This is a genomic window from Streptococcus tangpeifui (genome assembly GCF_044503215.1).
Classification (GTDB): Bacteria; Bacillota; Bacilli; order Lactobacillales; family Streptococcaceae; genus Streptococcus; species Streptococcus tangpeifui.
On sequence record NZ_CP172427.1, the window covers coordinates 1,531,941 to 1,548,790 of the forward strand.

Annotated in this window: 15 protein-coding genes; 6 read left to right on the plus strand and 9 right to left on the minus strand. The window is 41.1% G+C overall.

The window, feature by feature from the left end:
- Positions 1 to 227: 227 nt before the first annotated feature.
- Together tpiA and ACFSN5_RS07035 are read right to left on the minus strand one after the other, a co-directional pair.
- A complete protein-coding gene (gene tpiA / locus ACFSN5_RS07030) occupies positions 228 to 986 on the minus strand; it encodes a triose-phosphate isomerase (protein ID WP_165210150.1) in 759 nt (252 codons plus the stop codon).
- Between the two features lie 111 nt (positions 987 to 1,097).
- The gene (locus ACFSN5_RS07035; RefSeq protein ID WP_165210147.1) at positions 1,098 to 1,832 is read right to left on the minus strand and encodes a PHP domain-containing protein; all 735 of its coding nucleotides are present in this window, start codon (positions 1,830 to 1,832) and stop codon (positions 1,098 to 1,100) included.
- Positions 1,833 to 2,042: 210 nt separating this feature from the next.
- Here ACFSN5_RS07035 and ACFSN5_RS07040 point away from each other — a divergent pair, with 210 nt between their 5' ends.
- Positions 2,043 to 2,801: a glucosaminidase domain-containing protein gene (locus tag ACFSN5_RS07040; protein ID WP_165210144.1), complete on the plus strand. Its 759-nt coding sequence runs from the start codon at positions 2,043 to 2,045 to the stop codon at positions 2,799 to 2,801.
- A gap of 114 nt (positions 2,802 to 2,915) precedes the next feature.
- Here the strand turns inward: ACFSN5_RS07040 and ACFSN5_RS07045 are convergent, their stop codons facing one another.
- From ACFSN5_RS07045 to ACFSN5_RS07060, 4 genes are all read right to left on the minus strand, one after another.
- The gene (locus tag ACFSN5_RS07045; RefSeq protein ID WP_165210141.1) at positions 2,916 to 4,346 is read right to left on the minus strand and encodes an NADP-dependent glyceraldehyde-3-phosphate dehydrogenase; all 1,431 of its coding nucleotides are present in this window, start codon (positions 4,344 to 4,346) and stop codon (positions 2,916 to 2,918) included.
- Positions 4,347 to 4,588: 242 nt separating this feature from the next.
- Positions 4,589 to 6,322 carry a phosphoenolpyruvate--protein phosphotransferase gene (gene ptsP, locus ACFSN5_RS07050; protein ID WP_165210138.1) on the minus strand — a complete coding sequence of 578 codons (1,734 nt, stop codon included), beginning with the start codon at positions 6,320 to 6,322 and terminating at the stop codon, positions 4,589 to 4,591.
- 4 nt (positions 6,323 to 6,326) lie between these two features.
- Entirely contained in the window at positions 6,327 to 6,590 is a 264-nt protein-coding gene (locus ACFSN5_RS07055) for a phosphocarrier protein HPr (RefSeq protein ID WP_004225852.1), read from the minus strand.
- 229 nt (positions 6,591 to 6,819) lie between these two features.
- A complete protein-coding gene (locus ACFSN5_RS07060) occupies positions 6,820 to 7,323 on the minus strand; it encodes a hypothetical protein (RefSeq protein ID WP_165210135.1) in 504 nt (167 codons plus the stop codon).
- A 401-nt stretch (positions 7,324 to 7,724) separates the two neighbouring features.
- On the opposite strand from ACFSN5_RS07060, the gene ACFSN5_RS07065 reads away from it, so the two are divergent.
- From ACFSN5_RS07065 to ACFSN5_RS07085, 5 genes are all read left to right on the plus strand, one after another.
- A complete protein-coding gene (locus ACFSN5_RS07065) occupies positions 7,725 to 7,949 on the plus strand; it encodes a redoxin NrdH (RefSeq protein ID WP_165210132.1) in 225 nt (74 codons plus the stop codon).
- Between the two features lie 106 nt (positions 7,950 to 8,055).
- Positions 8,056 to 10,215, plus strand: a complete 2,160-nt coding sequence (gene nrdE, locus ACFSN5_RS07070) for a class 1b ribonucleoside-diphosphate reductase subunit alpha (RefSeq protein ID WP_165210129.1) — start codon at positions 8,056 to 8,058, stop codon at positions 10,213 to 10,215.
- A 122-nt stretch (positions 10,216 to 10,337) separates the two neighbouring features.
- Positions 10,338 to 11,306: a class 1b ribonucleoside-diphosphate reductase subunit beta gene (gene nrdF, locus ACFSN5_RS07075; protein ID WP_004225500.1), complete on the plus strand. Its 969-nt coding sequence runs from the start codon at positions 10,338 to 10,340 to the stop codon at positions 11,304 to 11,306.
- A gap of 358 nt (positions 11,307 to 11,664) precedes the next feature.
- Positions 11,665 to 12,027 carry a CidA/LrgA family protein gene (locus ACFSN5_RS07080; RefSeq protein WP_004226975.1) on the plus strand — a complete coding sequence of 121 codons (363 nt, stop codon included), beginning with the start codon at positions 11,665 to 11,667 and terminating at the stop codon, positions 12,025 to 12,027.
- Between the two features lie 299 nt (positions 12,028 to 12,326).
- Entirely contained in the window at positions 12,327 to 13,022 is a 696-nt protein-coding gene (locus ACFSN5_RS07085) for an LrgB family protein (protein ID WP_004228315.1), read from the plus strand.
- Positions 13,023 to 13,558: 536 nt separating this feature from the next.
- Here ACFSN5_RS07085 and ACFSN5_RS07090 read toward each other — a convergent pair.
- From ACFSN5_RS07090 to argJ, 3 genes are read right to left on the minus strand one after another with little or no spacing between them, the layout of a single operon-like run.
- Entirely contained in the window at positions 13,559 to 14,692 is a 1,134-nt protein-coding gene (locus ACFSN5_RS07090; protein ID WP_165210126.1) for an acetylornithine transaminase, read from the minus strand.
- 56 nt (positions 14,693 to 14,748) lie between these two features.
- Positions 14,749 to 15,483 carry an acetylglutamate kinase gene (gene argB, locus ACFSN5_RS07095; protein ID WP_004226142.1) on the minus strand — a complete coding sequence of 245 codons (735 nt, stop codon included), beginning with the start codon at positions 15,481 to 15,483 and terminating at the stop codon, positions 14,749 to 14,751.
- Positions 15,484 to 15,507: 24 nt separating this feature from the next.
- On the minus strand, positions 15,508 to 16,701 hold the full coding sequence (gene argJ / locus ACFSN5_RS07100) for a bifunctional glutamate N-acetyltransferase/amino-acid acetyltransferase ArgJ (RefSeq protein ID WP_165210123.1): 1,194 nt from the start codon (positions 16,699 to 16,701) through the stop codon (positions 15,508 to 15,510).
- Positions 16,702 to 16,850: the final 149 nt, after the last annotated feature.

Sequence of the window (16,850 nt, forward strand, 5' to 3'; positions counted from 1 at the left end):
CGTATTCCTGTTTTAGGATAAACTCTTGGCGCAGTACTGGCTAGGTTTTCCTTCTGCCATAAGGCCAAAGCACAAAACCTAAACGAATGTGGTGATAACCATTGTTTATCTTATTTCTTTCTACTCCCTTTTTAGATTCAAAAGGAAAACGGATTATATCTTACCACAGTCAAAAACGGCTAGATGTGTGTACATCTAGCCGTTTTATTATGAATCAAATCAACCGATTAATTTACAAAGTCAAGCAAAGCTAAGAAGCTATCTGCTTGCAGTGAAGCACCACCAACGAGAGCGCCATCAACATTTTCTTTAGCCATGTATTCCGCAACATTTTCAGGTTTAACGGAACCGCCGTATTGGATACGCACCTTATCAGCAACGTCTTTACCGTAAAGTTTTTCAACAGTTGAGCGAACAACACCGCAGATGTCATCAGCAATGTTAGCATCAGCAGATTTACCAGTACCAATAGCCCAGATTGGTTCATAAGCGATAACCATGCTGGCAACTTGGTCTGCACTCAAGCCTTTAAGGTCAGCAGTGATTTGACCTTCAATCCATTCAGCTGTTTTACCAGCTTCATAAGTTTCAAGAGACTCACCGCAACAAAGGATTGGAGTCATATTGTGGTTAAAAATAGCATGAGCCTTTTTGTTGATTTCTTCGTCTGTTTCATGGAAGTAATCACGGCGTTCAGAGTGACCAATGATAACATATTCAACACCGAGAGCTGCAAGCGCCGCTGGGCTTGTTTCACCAGTGAAAGCGCCAAAATCTTCCCAGTAACAGTTTTGAGCAGCCACTTGTAGTTCAGTGTCTTTAACACCTTTTTTCATGCCTTCAAGGAACAGGGCAGGGGAACCAACAACAGTATCAACAAGTTCGTTTGATGGAATGTTGTTTTTCACTGCATCAATGAATTCACGTGCTTCTGCAGCCGTCTTATTCATTTTCCAGTTTCCAGCGATAATTGGTTTACGTGACATTTCACATACCTCTTCTATTAAAATTATTTACCATTTCATTCTATCATAAATCCCAAGTCATTGAAAGATTTTGCCAGAATTTTCTCTAAAATCCAAACAGCGCTTCCAAGTTTAAATAAGTTGACTTTCATCAATATCAAACTCTTTCAAGAGAGCTTGCAATTTATCAAAATTCAAGCGAAAATGCTCCAACTTATGACCATCTGACCCTAGAGAGTATTTTTGGCAACCAAGATCTTTGACTAAACCGAGTGCGTAACGATAAAGATCTTCATGGTGATAAAGATAGATGGATTTACTATTTAGCTCAAAAGCCAAGTTATTCTCAATCATCTTTTGGAAAATGGTTATCAGTTGTGGTTCGTAAACCTGCAGGTCAGCAGGGCTAAGTTCAAAGAGTCGAAAGCCATAATCAAAATGAGCCAAGACATGGGCATCCACTCGCCCAATAGCAGCCTCTAGTAGATCCAGATACTCAGAGATGACTTCATCCTTATCTCGCTCAGCTATTTCGTCATCCAGATAATCATTTTGTCCATTGTGGTGAACCGATAATAACTTGAGGTCAAATGCCTTATCTGCCAAATAAGTCAAAATATCCGCTTCTCTGGGTTGGTAATAACCGATTTCAATACCTCGTTTGATGCGGTTCCCATAGTCTTTATTGAGTTGGTCAATTTCTCGACTATATGCGCTATAATCAGGAATATCATCCTTTTTTGTATAGGGATTGGACAAATCAAAGTGTTCGGTTGTGACAATGTCGCCAGAATAAGCTTCCAAATAATCTTTAAATTTAGCTTGGGAATCGTAAGAAAAATGAGTGTGTAGGTGATTATCCCGCATAACTGACCTCCTTGTTCTTATTTTATCATACCATACTTTGCGGCACGAAGTTTAACTAGCCTTCAATTAGCTAAACGAAATAAGCAAGAACATGAGGAAGATAACAGAAATGAGAGCCAACGTTGTTCCTTGTTTTGACCACCGAAATTCTCTTAACTATGCTATACTAGTTTTTAAGAGCTTAAAGACAATTAATGAAAGGAGGACGACATGGCCAACAAAAAGAAATCTCGCCAAAGTAAGTGGAAAAAGCTTTTTAAAATTAAACAGAAAAATCGCAAATCGTTTGCTCTTACCTTAATTCTTATTCTCGCTATCCTGCTTTTTACAGGCTATGGCCTGTTCAGTCGGCTGACTGTTATCAACACTAAGCCTCCCCAAGTCAGACAAGATGACCGTGATATTGCTGTCCTCTACTTCATCAATAATATTGGCGAGGAGGCTAGGTCCATTGCTCAGGATCATGATCTCTATGCTTCTGTCATGATTGCTCAAGCTATTTTAGAAAGTAATCATGGTACATCTAAGCTTGGTTCTGATCCTAATTACAATCTCTTTGGGATTAAAGGGGATTATAAAGGGAGCTCAGCTACCTTCCAAACCTGGGAGGATGATGGCAAGGGCAATGCCTATAAAATTGATGCTGCCTTTCGGAAATACCCTTCTTACAAGGAATCATTAGAGGATTATGCTGATATTCTCAGTAAGAATCTCTATGCAGACGCTAGGAAATCTAATACTACTAACTATCAGGATGCGACCCAGGCTTTAACCGGCCGCTATGCAACTGACACTAGCTATAATACTAAACTTAACTACTTAATTAAACTTTATCACTTAACTGATTATGACCAACCGGTCAGTCCTTATAAGCCAGGCTTACTTTATAATGTCTACAGACAAGCCTATACTGATGTTAATACACTTGAAAAAGATAATAATTGGGCTAAAAATCAGCTGACCAACTAGACCTGCTAGGAGGTAAAATTCTTTTTCGCTTTACCCAGAAAAGTACTGGAGCCAAACCATTTTTAACGAGAACGAAAAAAGAGCTATTCTAGAGAACAGCTCTTTCATAATGCCTTATTTAGCAATGTCAAATACAACAGATTTAACATTCGTCATGGCTTGAATAGAATATTTAACCCCTTGAACACCAGCACCAGACTTCTTAGCTCCTAAGAATGGGAAGTTATCGGTACCACGTTGGGTCTTATTATTAATATGGACTGTCCCAACTTCCAATTGTTCGGCAATCTTAAGAGCCAATGGGAAGTCTCGAGTGAATACTGAGGATTGCAGGCCATATTCAGATTCATTAGCAATTTCCAAAGCTTCATCAACTGATTTGACACGGATAATTGGCAAGACAGGACCGAATGGTTCTTCCCAAGCTAAACGCATATCAGTTGTCACTTTATCAAAGACGGTTGGATAAATCGTATTACCTTCTCGCTTGATTGGGGTCGTAGCTACAGCACCCTTATCAGCAGCATCTTTAATCAAACCTTCCACGAAGTCAGCTGCCTTAGTGTCAATCAATGGTGTGATGTCAGCATCTTCTTCTGGCATACCAACGGAGAGCTGCTCAACCTTCCCAGTGACTAATTTAACCAATTCATCTGCTACACTATCCATGACAAGCACACGCTTAACGGCTGTACAACGTTGTCCAGAGTAACCAAAAGCACCAGAAACAATATTGTTAGCCGTCAACTCAAGATCAGCATCTTCGAGCACAATGGCTGCATCCTTACCACCGAGTTCCAACATGATTGGGCGCATACCAGCCAGCTTACCAATGTTTTCGCCGACCGGTGTTGATCCTGTAAAGTTGATAAAATCAACAGCTTCATGTTCAACGATGTAATCACCGATAACCGAACCACGACCCGTGATAGTGTTGAAGACACCAGCAGGCAGACCGGCTTCAGCGAAGGCTTCAGCCAAGAGCAAACCTGAGATTGAGCCTTGCGTTGGTGGTTTGAAGGCAACAACGTTACCGGAAATCAAGGCAGGGGCAATCTTGGAACCAGCCAAGTTAACAGGGTAGTTAAATGGTGAGATAGCCAAGACCAAGCCAACTGGTTCGCGACGAACTACTGCAATTTTACGCTTGCTGGCTGCATCAAAGCTACCGCCTTCGAGGACTTCACCTTCAGCACGCACACCTTCTTCAGCAGCGAAATTAACAATTTCTGCTGTCCGAGTGACCTCACCAATGGCTGATTTTAGACCCTTGGCAATTTCCTTAGACAAAACAGAACCGATTTTTTCAGCATCTCGTTCTAAAATATCAGCAGCCTTATGGATATAAGCGGCACGTTCAATATAAGAGAGTGCCCGCCATTCCGGAAGAGCTGCTTTAGCTGACGCGTAAACATAGTCAACCTCTTCATGGCTCATAGCTGGAACTGTACCCAGCTCTTTACCAGTCGCAGGTTCATAGATTGTGATTTCCTCATCTGATAACTTCCATTCACCATTGACATAGTTTTTGTATTGTTTAGTCATCTAGTTCTCCTTTTACTTGTGATAGACCTATTCTATCACTTTTTATGTAATTTTCCAATATCTACTATGTTAATAATCTGAATATTTCGAAAGCTACTTTCTTGATAAGGAAGAGAAACAGTCTTACTCTTTTAGGCTCCTAGATTAGAAATTGATTATCTGATTAAGGTCAATCAGTCAAGTTTTTTAACTTCTGACTTAGCAAAAAAGGCCAGAGCTGAGCTCTAACCTTTTATGATGACTTAATCAACATCAACGTATTCTTTTTCAAGTTCCAGAACTTCTTCCATGGTAGAACATTCTGTCAACGCACGTTGTGCCAATTCTTCCATCTTCTTAGTATCAAGTTTCTTCATCAAACTGCGAGTCCGAAGGACAGATGTTGCAGACATTGAGAATTCATCAAGTCCAATACCTACAAGGAGTGGAACAGCCTTTTGGTCACCAGCCATTTCACCACACATACCAGCCCATTTACCTTCTGCGTGAGCTGCCTTAACGACATTGTTAATCAAACGCAAGATTGATGGGTTGTATGGTTGATAGAGGTAGGATACCTGTTCATTCATCCGGTCAGCAGCCATAGTGTATTGAATCAAATCGTTAGTACCAATTGAGAAGAAATCAACTTCCTTGGCAAATTGATCAGCCAACATTGCTGCAGCAGGGATTTCAATCATAATACCCACTTCAATGTTGTCAGCAACAGGAATACCTTCTGCTTGCAATTTTGCTTTTTCTTCATCGAAGACAGCTTTAGCAGCACGGAATTCCTTAAGTAGGGCAACCATTGGGAACATAATCCGTAAGTGACCATGGACTGATGCACGAAGGAGGGCACGGATTTGCGTACGGAACATAGCATCGCCAGTTTCTGAAATAGAAATACGCAAAGCACGGAAACCAAGGAAGGGGTTCATTTCTTTAGGTAGGTCGAAGTAAGGCAATTCCTTATCACCACCGATGTCCATAGTACGAACCACAACTGGCTTACCATTCATGCCTTCCAAAACTTCCTTGTAAGCTTGATATTGCTCATCTTCAGTTGGGAAGTCTTGAGAATCCATGTAGAGGAATTCAGTCCGGTAAAGACCAACAGCCTCTGCACCATTGTCATTAACCCCTTGAACGTCCTTAGGTGTACCAATATTAGCAGCCAATTCAAAATGCTTGCCATCAGCTGTTACTGTTTCAGCATCCTTAAGAAGAGCCCATTCAGCTTTTTGCTTAGCGTAAGCTTCTCCAGCAGCCTTGAATTCAGCTACTTGATCATCACTTGGGTTGACGATAACCTGACCAGTAATACCATTAACAGCTACTACATCGCCGTTTTTAACCACTTCGGTAACATTATTGGTACCAAGTACGGCAGCGATTTCCAGCGTACGCGCCATAATGGCAGAGTGACTGGTACGTCCACCAATATTAGTCACAAAGGCTTTAACAAACTTCTTGTCCAACTGAGCGGTGTCAGAAGGAGTCAGGTCATTAGCGATGACGATAGATTCTTCATCAATAGAAGCGGGGTTTGGCAACTTCTTACCGAGCAAGTTTGCCAAAACGCGTTTGGTTACATCGCGAATATCAGCAGCCCGTTCTTGCATGTATGGATTATCTTCCATACCCTCAAAAATAGTGATGAACATATCAGTCACTTCTGTCAAGGCAGCTTCCGCATTTACTTCTTTGGCACGGATGGTTTCTTTAATTTGACCAATCATTTCTGGGTCAGCGAGAACCATCAAGTGAGCATCAAATACGGCTGCGGCTTCTTCACCAAGGCTTCCTACTGCTTTTTCACGGATAAGAGAAAGCTCGTCTTGAGACGCTGCTAGAGCTGCGTCTAGACGAGCTTCCTCTGCATTTGTATCTGTAACGGATACAGTTTCAAATGATAAGTCCGGTTGAACCAGCAGATATGCCTTAGCAACAGCAACACCATCGGATGCTGCGATTCCTTTAAGCATTTCTGTCATAATTTTAAGCCAATCCTTCTTTTGTCATTGTTTCGTCGATAGCTGCAAGAGCATCGTCAGCATCTGTACCTTCAGCTGAGATTGTCACATCAGCACCTTGACCAACACCAAGGCTCATAACCCCCATAATTGACTTAAGGTTTACTGATTTACCTTTGTAATCCAAAGTGATATCTGAAGCAAATTTGCTAGCTGTTTGAACGAGCAAAGTAGCTGGGCGAGCGTGGATACCTGTTTCTGCAACAATGTGGAAATCTTTAGAAGCCATAATGGTTCTCCTTTTTTCTAATGTAAATATTTTAGATCATCTTATGATAACCCTTACAAAATAGAATTATATCATATCACCCTTCCATTTTCAAGACTTAACCCTATTTTCCATAAAAAATGAAACCCTTTTCCTAAATATTTCAACCTGAGTTTTCAAGAAACTTTTTTAATTGAAAAGGCATAAAAAGAGCCCAAGTTCTGTAACTACTTTATAGTGCTTATTGAGCTTAGGTATCGGATTCACCGCTATAATCAAAGTATTCGGATCTTGTATAACCATCGTTGTATTCGAACATGTGAATTTTTTTACCACTATCGCTAACACTGACAAAAATTGGGAAGCTTTGTGATTTGATCTTCTGAGTTAAATCACTTTTGCTATTGGCTAGGACCATAATAAAATATTTATCCCCTTCAAGTTTAGACTTAACTTTATTCAATTTTCCTTTTGTATCCCTTGTCATATTCTTCTTGGATAAAACTTTAAAGTAAACAGTTTTTGTTTCATCATCTGTCTTTACTTTTATAGTATGGGATTTCATATTAAATGTTAGTGTTGAACCCCCAGAAGGGATATTGGCATCATAGTCTTCAATATCTGTTGAACCAGTGTAAGACTTCTTCAGCTCTGTTGGAATACCATTTTTATCATAACCATGGCCACAAGCTGTTAAAACTATGAGAGTAAAGGCTATTCCTAAGCCTAGAAATAATTTGGATGCTTTTTTCATAAGAAACTCCTTAAAAATTTTTTCAGCCTTAGTTTACAAAAAAAAGACATTATTGCAAGACTGCCGCAGTTTCTTAATTTATTTGCAACATTTCGCAACTAAAAAGCCTAAGTGAAGGAAATTACGTGCAAACAGTAACCTCATATCGGTAGGATATTATTTATTAGTCTGATTTTCCAAATATTGCAGAAATTATATTTACGTGATTGGGCTTCCGATTTTGAGTTAACCCTTGCTGTTTCTAGCTTTCTAGCAGATTGTTTAATGGCTCAAAGCGACCACAAGATGTTGGGGGTTGATTTTTCCTTAAACACAAAATATTGTGTTTTCCGAGCAAAATCGCTTGATTTTTTAAGTTGATTTGGTTATCCTAATTAGGTATTAATTTTGAGGAGAGTACAATGTCACAAATCACATTATTTTCAAAAAACAACTGTATGCAATGCAAGATGACCAAGAAATTCTTGGAACAAAACGGTGCTGACTATCAAGAAATCAATATTGATGAGCAGCCAGAAAAAATTGATTATGTTAAGAGCTTAGGTTTTACCGCTGCTCCGGTTATCGAAGCTGGTGATATCACCTTTTCAGGTTTTCAGCCTGCCAAATTAAAAGAGATTGTTTAATTTCTGGAATAAGAACACGCTGACCAAGCAGGCCAAAGCTGCTTGGCCGTTTAAGTTTAGCATTCTACATTATAATTGTTATAGATAAACAAAGAAGGAAACACTTATGAGTCTTAAAGATTTGGGCGAAGTCTCCTACTTCCGCCTCAACAATGAAATTAACCGCCCTGTTAATGGCCAAATTCCTCTCAATAAAGATAAGGAAGCCTTGCAGGCTTTCTTCAGGGAAAATGTTATTCCTAATTCTATGGCCTTTGATTCCATTACAGATAAAGTGCGTTACCTAATTGATAACGACTACATTGAGTCTGGTTTTATTGGAAAATATTCGGTCGAATTTATTGAGGAGCTGGCACAGGAATTGCAGGCAGCAGATTTTCATTTTCAATCCTTCATGGCAGCCTATAAGTTCTACCAGCAGTATGCTTTAAAAACGAATGACGGAGAATTCTACCTCGAAAGTATTGAAGATCGCGTCCTCTTTAATGCCCTTTACTTTGCGGATGGTGATGAACAACTGGCTAAAGACTTAGCAACAGAAATGATCCACCAACGCTACCAACCGGCAACGCCATCATTCCTAAATGCTGGACGTAGCCGCCGCGGTGAATTAGTCTCCTGTTTTTTAATTCAAGTAACTGACGATATGAATGCTATCGGACGTTCCATCAACTCAGCCTTGCAGCTATCGCGTATCGGAGGTGGTGTTGGGATTTCGCTCAGTAATCTGCGTGAAGCTGGAGCGCCAATCAAGGGTTATGCGGGCGCAGCATCTGGTGTCGTACCTGTGATGAAACTCTTTGAAGACAGCTTCTCCTACTCTAACCAACTAGGGCAACGTCAGGGAGCCGGGGCGGTTTATCTGGATGTCTTCCACCCTGATATTCTTTCTTTCTTATCAACTAAGAAAGAAAATGCAGATGAAAAGGTTCGGGTTAAAACTTTATCATTAGGGATTACCGTTCCTGATAAGTTCTATGAATTGGCCCGCAAAAATGAGGATATGTATCTCTTTAGCCCATACTCTATAGAAAAAGAGTATGGTGTCCCATTCAACTATATTAATATTACCGAAAAGTATGATGAGCTGGTGGCTAATCCTAAGATTGTTAAGACAAAAATCTCTGCCCGCGATTTAGAAACTGAGATTTCTAAATTACAGCAAGAATCTGGCTATCCCTATATTATCAATGTCGATGCTGCTAACCGTTCAAATCCTATTGATGGTCGCATCATCATGTCAAACTTGTGTTCTGAAGTTCTACAAGTTCAAAAGCCTAGCTTGATTAATGATGCACAAGAATTTGTACAGATGGGAACTGATATTTCATGTAACCTTGGATCTACCAATGTGGTGAACATGATGGCATCTCCGGATTTTGGTCGGTCTATCAAGGCTATGACTCGCGCACTTACTTTTGTGACAGATTCATCAAGTATCGATGCTGTCCCAACGATTAAGGCCGGTAACGAGCAAGCTCACACGTTTGGCTTGGGGGCTATGGGGCTCCACTCCTTCCTTGCTCGCAACCACATTGAGTACGGCAGTCCTGAATCGATCGAGTTCACTGACATCTATTTCATGTTAATGAACTATTGGACCTTGGTCGAATCTAACAATATTGCTCGTGAGCGCGGTGAATCTTTCGTCGGTTTTGAAAAATCAAAATACGCTGACGGTACTTACTTTGACAAGTACATCACCGGCAAATATGTTCCAAAGTCGGCCAAGGTTAAGGAACTCTTCGAAGATCACTTTATTCCTCAGGCTGAGGACTGGGAAGCCCTTCGTCAAGCCGTAATGAAAGATGGACTTTATCACCAGAATCGTCTGGCTGTTGCACCAAATGGTTCTATCTCTTACATTAACGATGTCTCCGCTTCCATTCACCCTATTACCCAACGGATTGAAGAGCGTCAAGAAAAGAAAATTGGTAAAATCTACTATCCAGCCAGTGGCTTGTCGACTGATACCATTCCTTACTACACATCTGCTTATGATATGGATATGCGCAAAGTCATTGACATTTACGCAGCTGCTACTGAGCATGTTGATCAAGGTTTGTCACTAACACTCTTTCTGCGCAGTGATATCCCTGAAGGACTGTATGAATGGAAACAAGAAAGCAAGCAGACCACTCGCGACCTATCGATCCTTCGTAATTATGCCTTCAATAAAGGCGTTAAGTCAATCTACTATGTCCGCACCTTCACAGATGATGGAGATGAAGTCGGCGCTAATCAGTGTGAAAGCTGTGTGATTTAACTGAACAGTCAAACTTGGAGCTAAAGCTCCTATGTTTGACACGCCAACCGCTAGGACTACTTGCCTAGTTCGCTGACTAAACTCTTGACTCATATTATCCCCCTCTTAATTTGGAGAAACTCATGACAACATACTACAAAGCCATTAACTGGAACGAAATTGAAGATCTAATTGACAAGTCAACTTGGGAAAAGCTCACTGAGCAATTTTGGCTGGATACCCGTATCCCACTATCAAATGACTTGGATGACTGGCGTAAGCTATCTGATGAAGAAAAAGACTTGGTCGGCAAGGTTTTTGGAGGCTTGACGCTGCTTGATACCATGCAATCAGAGACTGGTGTTGAGGCTATTCGTAAAGATGTTCGTACTCCCCACGAGGAGGCCGTTCTCAACAATATCCAGTTCATGGAATCTGTCCATGCCAAATCCTACTCATCCATCTTTTCAACTCTCAATACCAAGTCTGAGATTGAAGAGATCTTCGAGTGGACCAACAACAATGAATACCTTCAAAAAAAAGCTGAGATTATCAATGAAATTTATCTCAATGGTAATCCCCTCCAAAAGAAGGTTGCTTCAACTTTCCTAGAGACCTTCCTCTTCTACTCTGGTTTTTTCACCCCACTTTACTACCTGGGAAACAATAAGCTCTCTAACGTTGCAGAAATTATTAAACTCATTATCCGTGATGAATCTGTTCACGGAACCTATATCGGCTATAAGTTTCAATTAGGATTTAACGAACTTTCAGAAGAAGAACAAAGCGAGTTTCGTGACTGGATGTACGATCTCCTTTATCAACTCTATGAAAACGAAGAGCTTTACACCAAAACCCTCTACGATGGAGTAGGCTGGACCGAAGAGGTCATGACCTTCCTGCGTTACAATGCCAATAAGGCTCTGATGAATCTGGGGCAAGATCCTCTCTTCCCGGATACGGCTGATGATGTTAATCCTATCGTCATGAATGGAATTTCGACTGGTACTAGCAACCATGACTTTTTCTCACAAGTTGGGAATGGCTATCTTCTTGGTAGTGTTGAAGCCATGCAGGACGATGATTATAATTACGGACGTGAGATGCAATAAATAGCTATCTTAACCCTTCTTAGGAACCTAGGGAGGGTTTTAATGTGCCCAAGGTATTTCTTGAAATGTTTTCATTTTTTATTGAAAACGTTTCATTATATTGCAATATATTTTCATAGTAGTAAACTGGTTATAAGTATTCAGAAACTGTATTCGTAAGTTTAAATTCTTAGCGTCAGTTGGAAAAAAGACGATTGACCCTATTTAAGTCAATCGTCGAGGGGATTTTCAAGACCCTAGGCTTGAAAATGAGCAATGGCACTCCGTTAGGAGGTCGCTTGCGTCCCTACCACATAAGGCTAACTGTCAAAAAAATGTGAATACAAGTTCTCAGAATTAATGAAGGGGAAACTTCTGCATGAAACTCTATGTTCAGTTTATGATTATTCTCATTTTTTCTTTGGTCGGTGAGATTATCTCTACTGTCTTTAATTTACCTATTCCCGGCAGCATTATTGGCTTGATTTTGCTTTTTGTGGCTTTGGAGGTCAAACTCGTTCGTTTGCGGCATATTTATACTGTCGGGAAATTCATGCTGGATAATATGACGATTCTCTTTTTACCGGCTGGTGTTGGGATTATGCAATATTTTAAGGTTATTATCCCCAATCTTTTGCCAATTCTTATCATTACTTTAGGAGCTCTAGTCATTAATCTATTAACGATTGGCTTGATTGTCACTTGGATTAAGAATCGTTTTGAAGGCGACTATAAAGATTAAATTGAACTCACCTAGAACTCTGTGAAATTATGTACACTGAAGCTGGACAAAAATTCGTCCAGCAGTGGTTGGGAGCACGACTTGTTGGCTAAGTCAGCATAGTCTTGACCCTGCACAGTTTATTGATGCTAAAGCACCTAATGAACCACTGCTAGCTGGTTTCCCTTTTAAGCGAAAAAACCAGCCAACTTGTTAGGGGGAAATAGGAACCAAAATTTTCAATTTTAGGGTTCGTTCCTACTCCCGACCCCTAAATTCTTTGAGTCGCTTAACAGCTTTGTATCTTATAGGAGGTTATCATGGCTGATATTTACAGCAATCCCATTTTCGGTCTATCATTGTCAATTTTTGCCTACCTTATTGGGCTTTTAATTTTTAGGCGTTTTCCTCATCCAGCGACTACGCCTCTTTTAGTTGCTACCATTGCCTTGATCGTTCTTTTGAAAATTACAGGAATTTCTTATGCTGACTATTATAAAGGTGGCATTTATCTTAACACCTTGATTGTTCCCTCGACGGTTGCTTTGGCCATTCCCCTTTATCGTAATTTTCCCTTGATGAAACATCACTATCGCAGTATTCTCTTGGGGACTTCTATATCAACTATTATCAATACTTGCTATACAGCGGTGATAGCTAAGTGTTTTGGCTTAGACTTTTTCTTTGCTATCTCACTTTTTCCAAAATCCGTCACTACTGCCATGGCCATTGGTATCAGCCAAAAGATGGGGGGAATTACTACTTTGACTCTTGCGGTTGTGGTTATGACTGGTATTTTAACAAGTGTTATCGGCCCATCTGTTCTAAAATTCTTCAAAATTCAAGACCCCATTGCCTTTGGGCTGGCTCTTGGCGGTACCGGTCACGCTATCGGGACAGGGGCTGCCCTTAAATATGGACAGATCCAAGGAGCCATGGCAGGTTTGGCTATCGGAGTTACCGGTGTCATGTATGTCATTATCAGTCCGATTGTGGCTCAGCTGATTTTGAGATGAGAATGTAAGTTCCAACTGATAGACTTCTGCTCTTAGCTAGATAAGCTAGATTTCTCCTAATTAATCGACCTTATAATTTTTATCATTTAGTTTCATTTGAAAGAATTTTTGCGCTGAAGTTGACAAGGGATATCTTCTTTAACGGAACTATTGTTTTCCCCTAACATCAGGATTTTTAGGGTTCACAAGCTTCTAAAAAAATTCTATACTAATTTTGTTAGGTCAAGTCTAGCAGAAAGAAGAAATCTCTTATGACAACACAAGCTTTTGAACAATTTGTTGTGATGGACACTCAGGCACTGGCGACTGTTGATGGTGAGGACGGAGACGACCTACATCGCCCCTAACACGAGTCTATAGTTAATTATTATCTGGACCCACCTCCTATCAGTCCTTGGGTACTTGATATCTTTATGTAACTGCTGTATCCCCTAGCGATCTTATTAAAAAAGCGTTTGGAACCTCTTGTTCCAAGCGCTTTTATACTAGGCAGTAGCAAATTAAAACTTGCTGTCCTCTGGTAAGTTTCCTTAGTCTTACTCAGTAAAAATATCTGCAAGAATGGCCACGCCTTTGTCAATCTCATCCTTGGTCAAGGTCAGCGGCGGCAGGAGACGAATGACATCGGTACCGGCTGTCAGAACAATCAATCCTTTATCACGCGCAGCCTGAACTAAATCTGCTAAATTCTCGGTCGTCTGAATTCCTATCATATAGCCTAATCCGCGAATTTGAATGATTTTAGGATTATTCGCTAAGACTTTTTTCAATTGGTCTTGGAGATAATTACCATTTTCCCAAGTTTGGTCGAGAAAACCTGGTGAAGTCAGGATATCCAAGACAGCCGAACTGGCCGCCATAGCTAATTTATTGCCGCCAAAGGTTGATCCATGACTGCCGTAAGAGAAGGCTGAACCGAGATTTGTCTTAGCCAGCATGGCACCGACAGGGACACCATTGGCTAGGCCCTTAGCTAAGGTGACGATATCAGGTATAATACCGTAGTGCTCAAAGGAAAAGAGCTTACCCGTGCGTCCCATGCCGGTTTGAACTTCATCGACAATCAGATAGATTCCTTTTTCTTGGCAGAAGGCGGCTAGGTCTTGAACAAAGGTCTTATCCGCAGGGAGAATACCTGATTCTCCCTGAACCATTTCCAACATCACTGCTGCTGTTTGCTCATCAACCAAGCTTTTGACAGACATCAAATCATTGAATTTGGCATAACTAAAGTGGGGAACTCCATCACCAAAGCCTGTTTTAATCTTATCTTGGCCTGTCGCAGACATGGACCCAAAAGTCCGACCATGAAAGGAATTTTGGAAAGTAATAATACCTTGTTTACCGCTGGCCTTGCGGGCGATCTTAATAGCTGCTTCATTTGCCTCGGCCCCGCTATTACAGAAGAAGGCCAGATAATCATAGTCACCGATCAACTTTTGGGCGACTTCTTCTTGCAGACTGTTTTGATAAAGGTTGGGCGTGTGCCAAATTTCTTGTACCTGATTTTCCAAAGCTGCCTTAACCTGCGGATGGAAGCCAAGGTTGGTTACTCCGATGCCCGTTGAAAAATCTAGATAGTGCTTGCCTTGACTATCAATCAATTCATTGCCCTGTGCTTTGACAAATTCGATCGTCGACCGTTTATAATTTGAAAATAATTTAGTCATGTTAACCTCCAGATGGATACTGACTTTCTTTTTTATGTTTGATTTTTTAGTACTATTTAAACTTCAATCAGGGTGCCGTTGGTCAAATTGTCACCAATTAACACCTGAGCCACACCTGATTTGACCGTCTGAGCAGCACTCTGTAGTTTAGGAACCATACCGCCAGTGATGATTCCCTGTTCAATCTTATCAGGAATATCCCCAATTTTCAGGCTGGATAAGACCTGCCCTGACTCCTTTACGCCAGAAACATCAGTCATCAGAATCAGCTTTTCTGCCTGCAGGGCGACCGCAAGACTAGTTGCCAGATAATCAGCATTAATGTTGAGCAGGATCCGACCTCCTTGATAACCCAGAGACGGAATAAGAGGAATAACCCCTTGTTCTAGAAGGGACTGTAGGACATGACTGTGAATTTGACTGACCTGTCCGACATAGCCATATTTAGCTTGGTTCAGAAAATCAGCCTCAACCAGGGCTGGGAGTTCCTCTATCAGCTGTTGAGCGTCAAGACCAGCCTGACTCAGACTGGTAAGAATGTTTTTTCCGACAATCTCAACGAGGGCTTGTTTGACGAGGTTAAGCGACTGGCTGTCTGTTACCCGCAATCCATCAATTTTTTTAACGGCAATATCGGCTTCTTCCATAAGCTGATTGATGGCATAGCCTCCACCATGAACAATGATGAGAGACTTCCCTTGGGACTTCCAAGAGGCCAGCTGTTCGAGAAAATCACCAGTTAAATTCTGGCTGGCTCGGCCACCAATTTTTATCACAATTGTATCTGACATTTAATGTCCTTTCTTAAATTGCTATCACGTTCGATAGAGGGCATTGATTTTCACATAATCATAGGAGAGATCACATCCCCAAGCCCGGCCGGACTGATTGCCGGCGTGGATATCAACCCTAATCTGAATGGTATCTGCTTGCATAACCTCATCCATTTCCTCACTGTCAAAAGAGACCGGACTGGAAGCTAACATAACGGGAAGCTGGCCTAGATAGATATCAATATTGTCAACCGGAATATCAACACCCGCATAACCGAGGGCTGCCAGAATCCGGCCCCAATTAGGGTCTTCGCCAAAGATGGCTGTCTTAACGAGACTAGACCCAACAACTGACTTGGCCAGCATTCGTGCATCGAGGGCTGTTGCTACACCCTCAACATCAACCTGAATAAGTTTGGTAGCACCTTCTCCATCCTGAGCAATTTTCTTAGCCAAATCTGCCATAACATATTCCAACATCTCTACAAATTGCTCAAACTCAGGTGTATCTGGTAAGATTTCAACATTTTTGGCACAACCATTAGCCATGACCAAAACCATATCATTAGTTGAGGTATCACCATCAACCGTAATTTGATTAAAAGTGGTTTCAACCTTAGTTGACAGGGCTTTTTGCAAGGCAGTACTTGAAATATTAGCATCACAGGTAATAAACCCCAGCATGGTGGCCATATTAGGATGAATCATACCTGACCCCTTAGCAACGCCAGCCATGGTAACCGTATCACGGCCAAAGTCTTGACTAACTGCCACTGTCTTGGTTTGAGTGTCAGTTGTCAAAATGGCCTTGGCAAAATCATCAGCATTCCCATTTACTACAATCTTAGACAGGCCTGATTTCAAGGTAGCCATAGGCAGAAGGTCACCAATCACACCGGTCGAAGCAACGCCAACGAGTTCAGGAGCTAGACTGAGTTTTTCGGCAGTCAGCTTTTGCATTTCCCAAGCATCATTCATCCCTTGGACACCAGTGCAGGAATTGGCTACCCCTGAATTAACAACAATGGCCTGCAGCTGTCCAGCCTTTTCCACCGACTGCTTAGTAACAATCAAAGGTGCTGCAATGACCTTATTGGTGGTATAGACGCCTGCGACACTTGCAGGACATTCTGAAACAATCCAACCAAAATCTAATTTCCGCTTTTTAAAGCCAGCATGCAAACCATCGGCTGAAAAGCCTAGCGGACTAGCAATATTTCCATTAAGTATTTCCAAGATTTCCTCCTCCTTAAATGACGGCAGTTGTTATTATTGGGTGATCAAATAACGACTTGATAAGTAAACTAGAAACTTTCCTTAGAAAATTTCGCAGTTGAACAAGTATTTTAAAGGTTTAATGAAACTCTTCAATTGCCATGCCTACA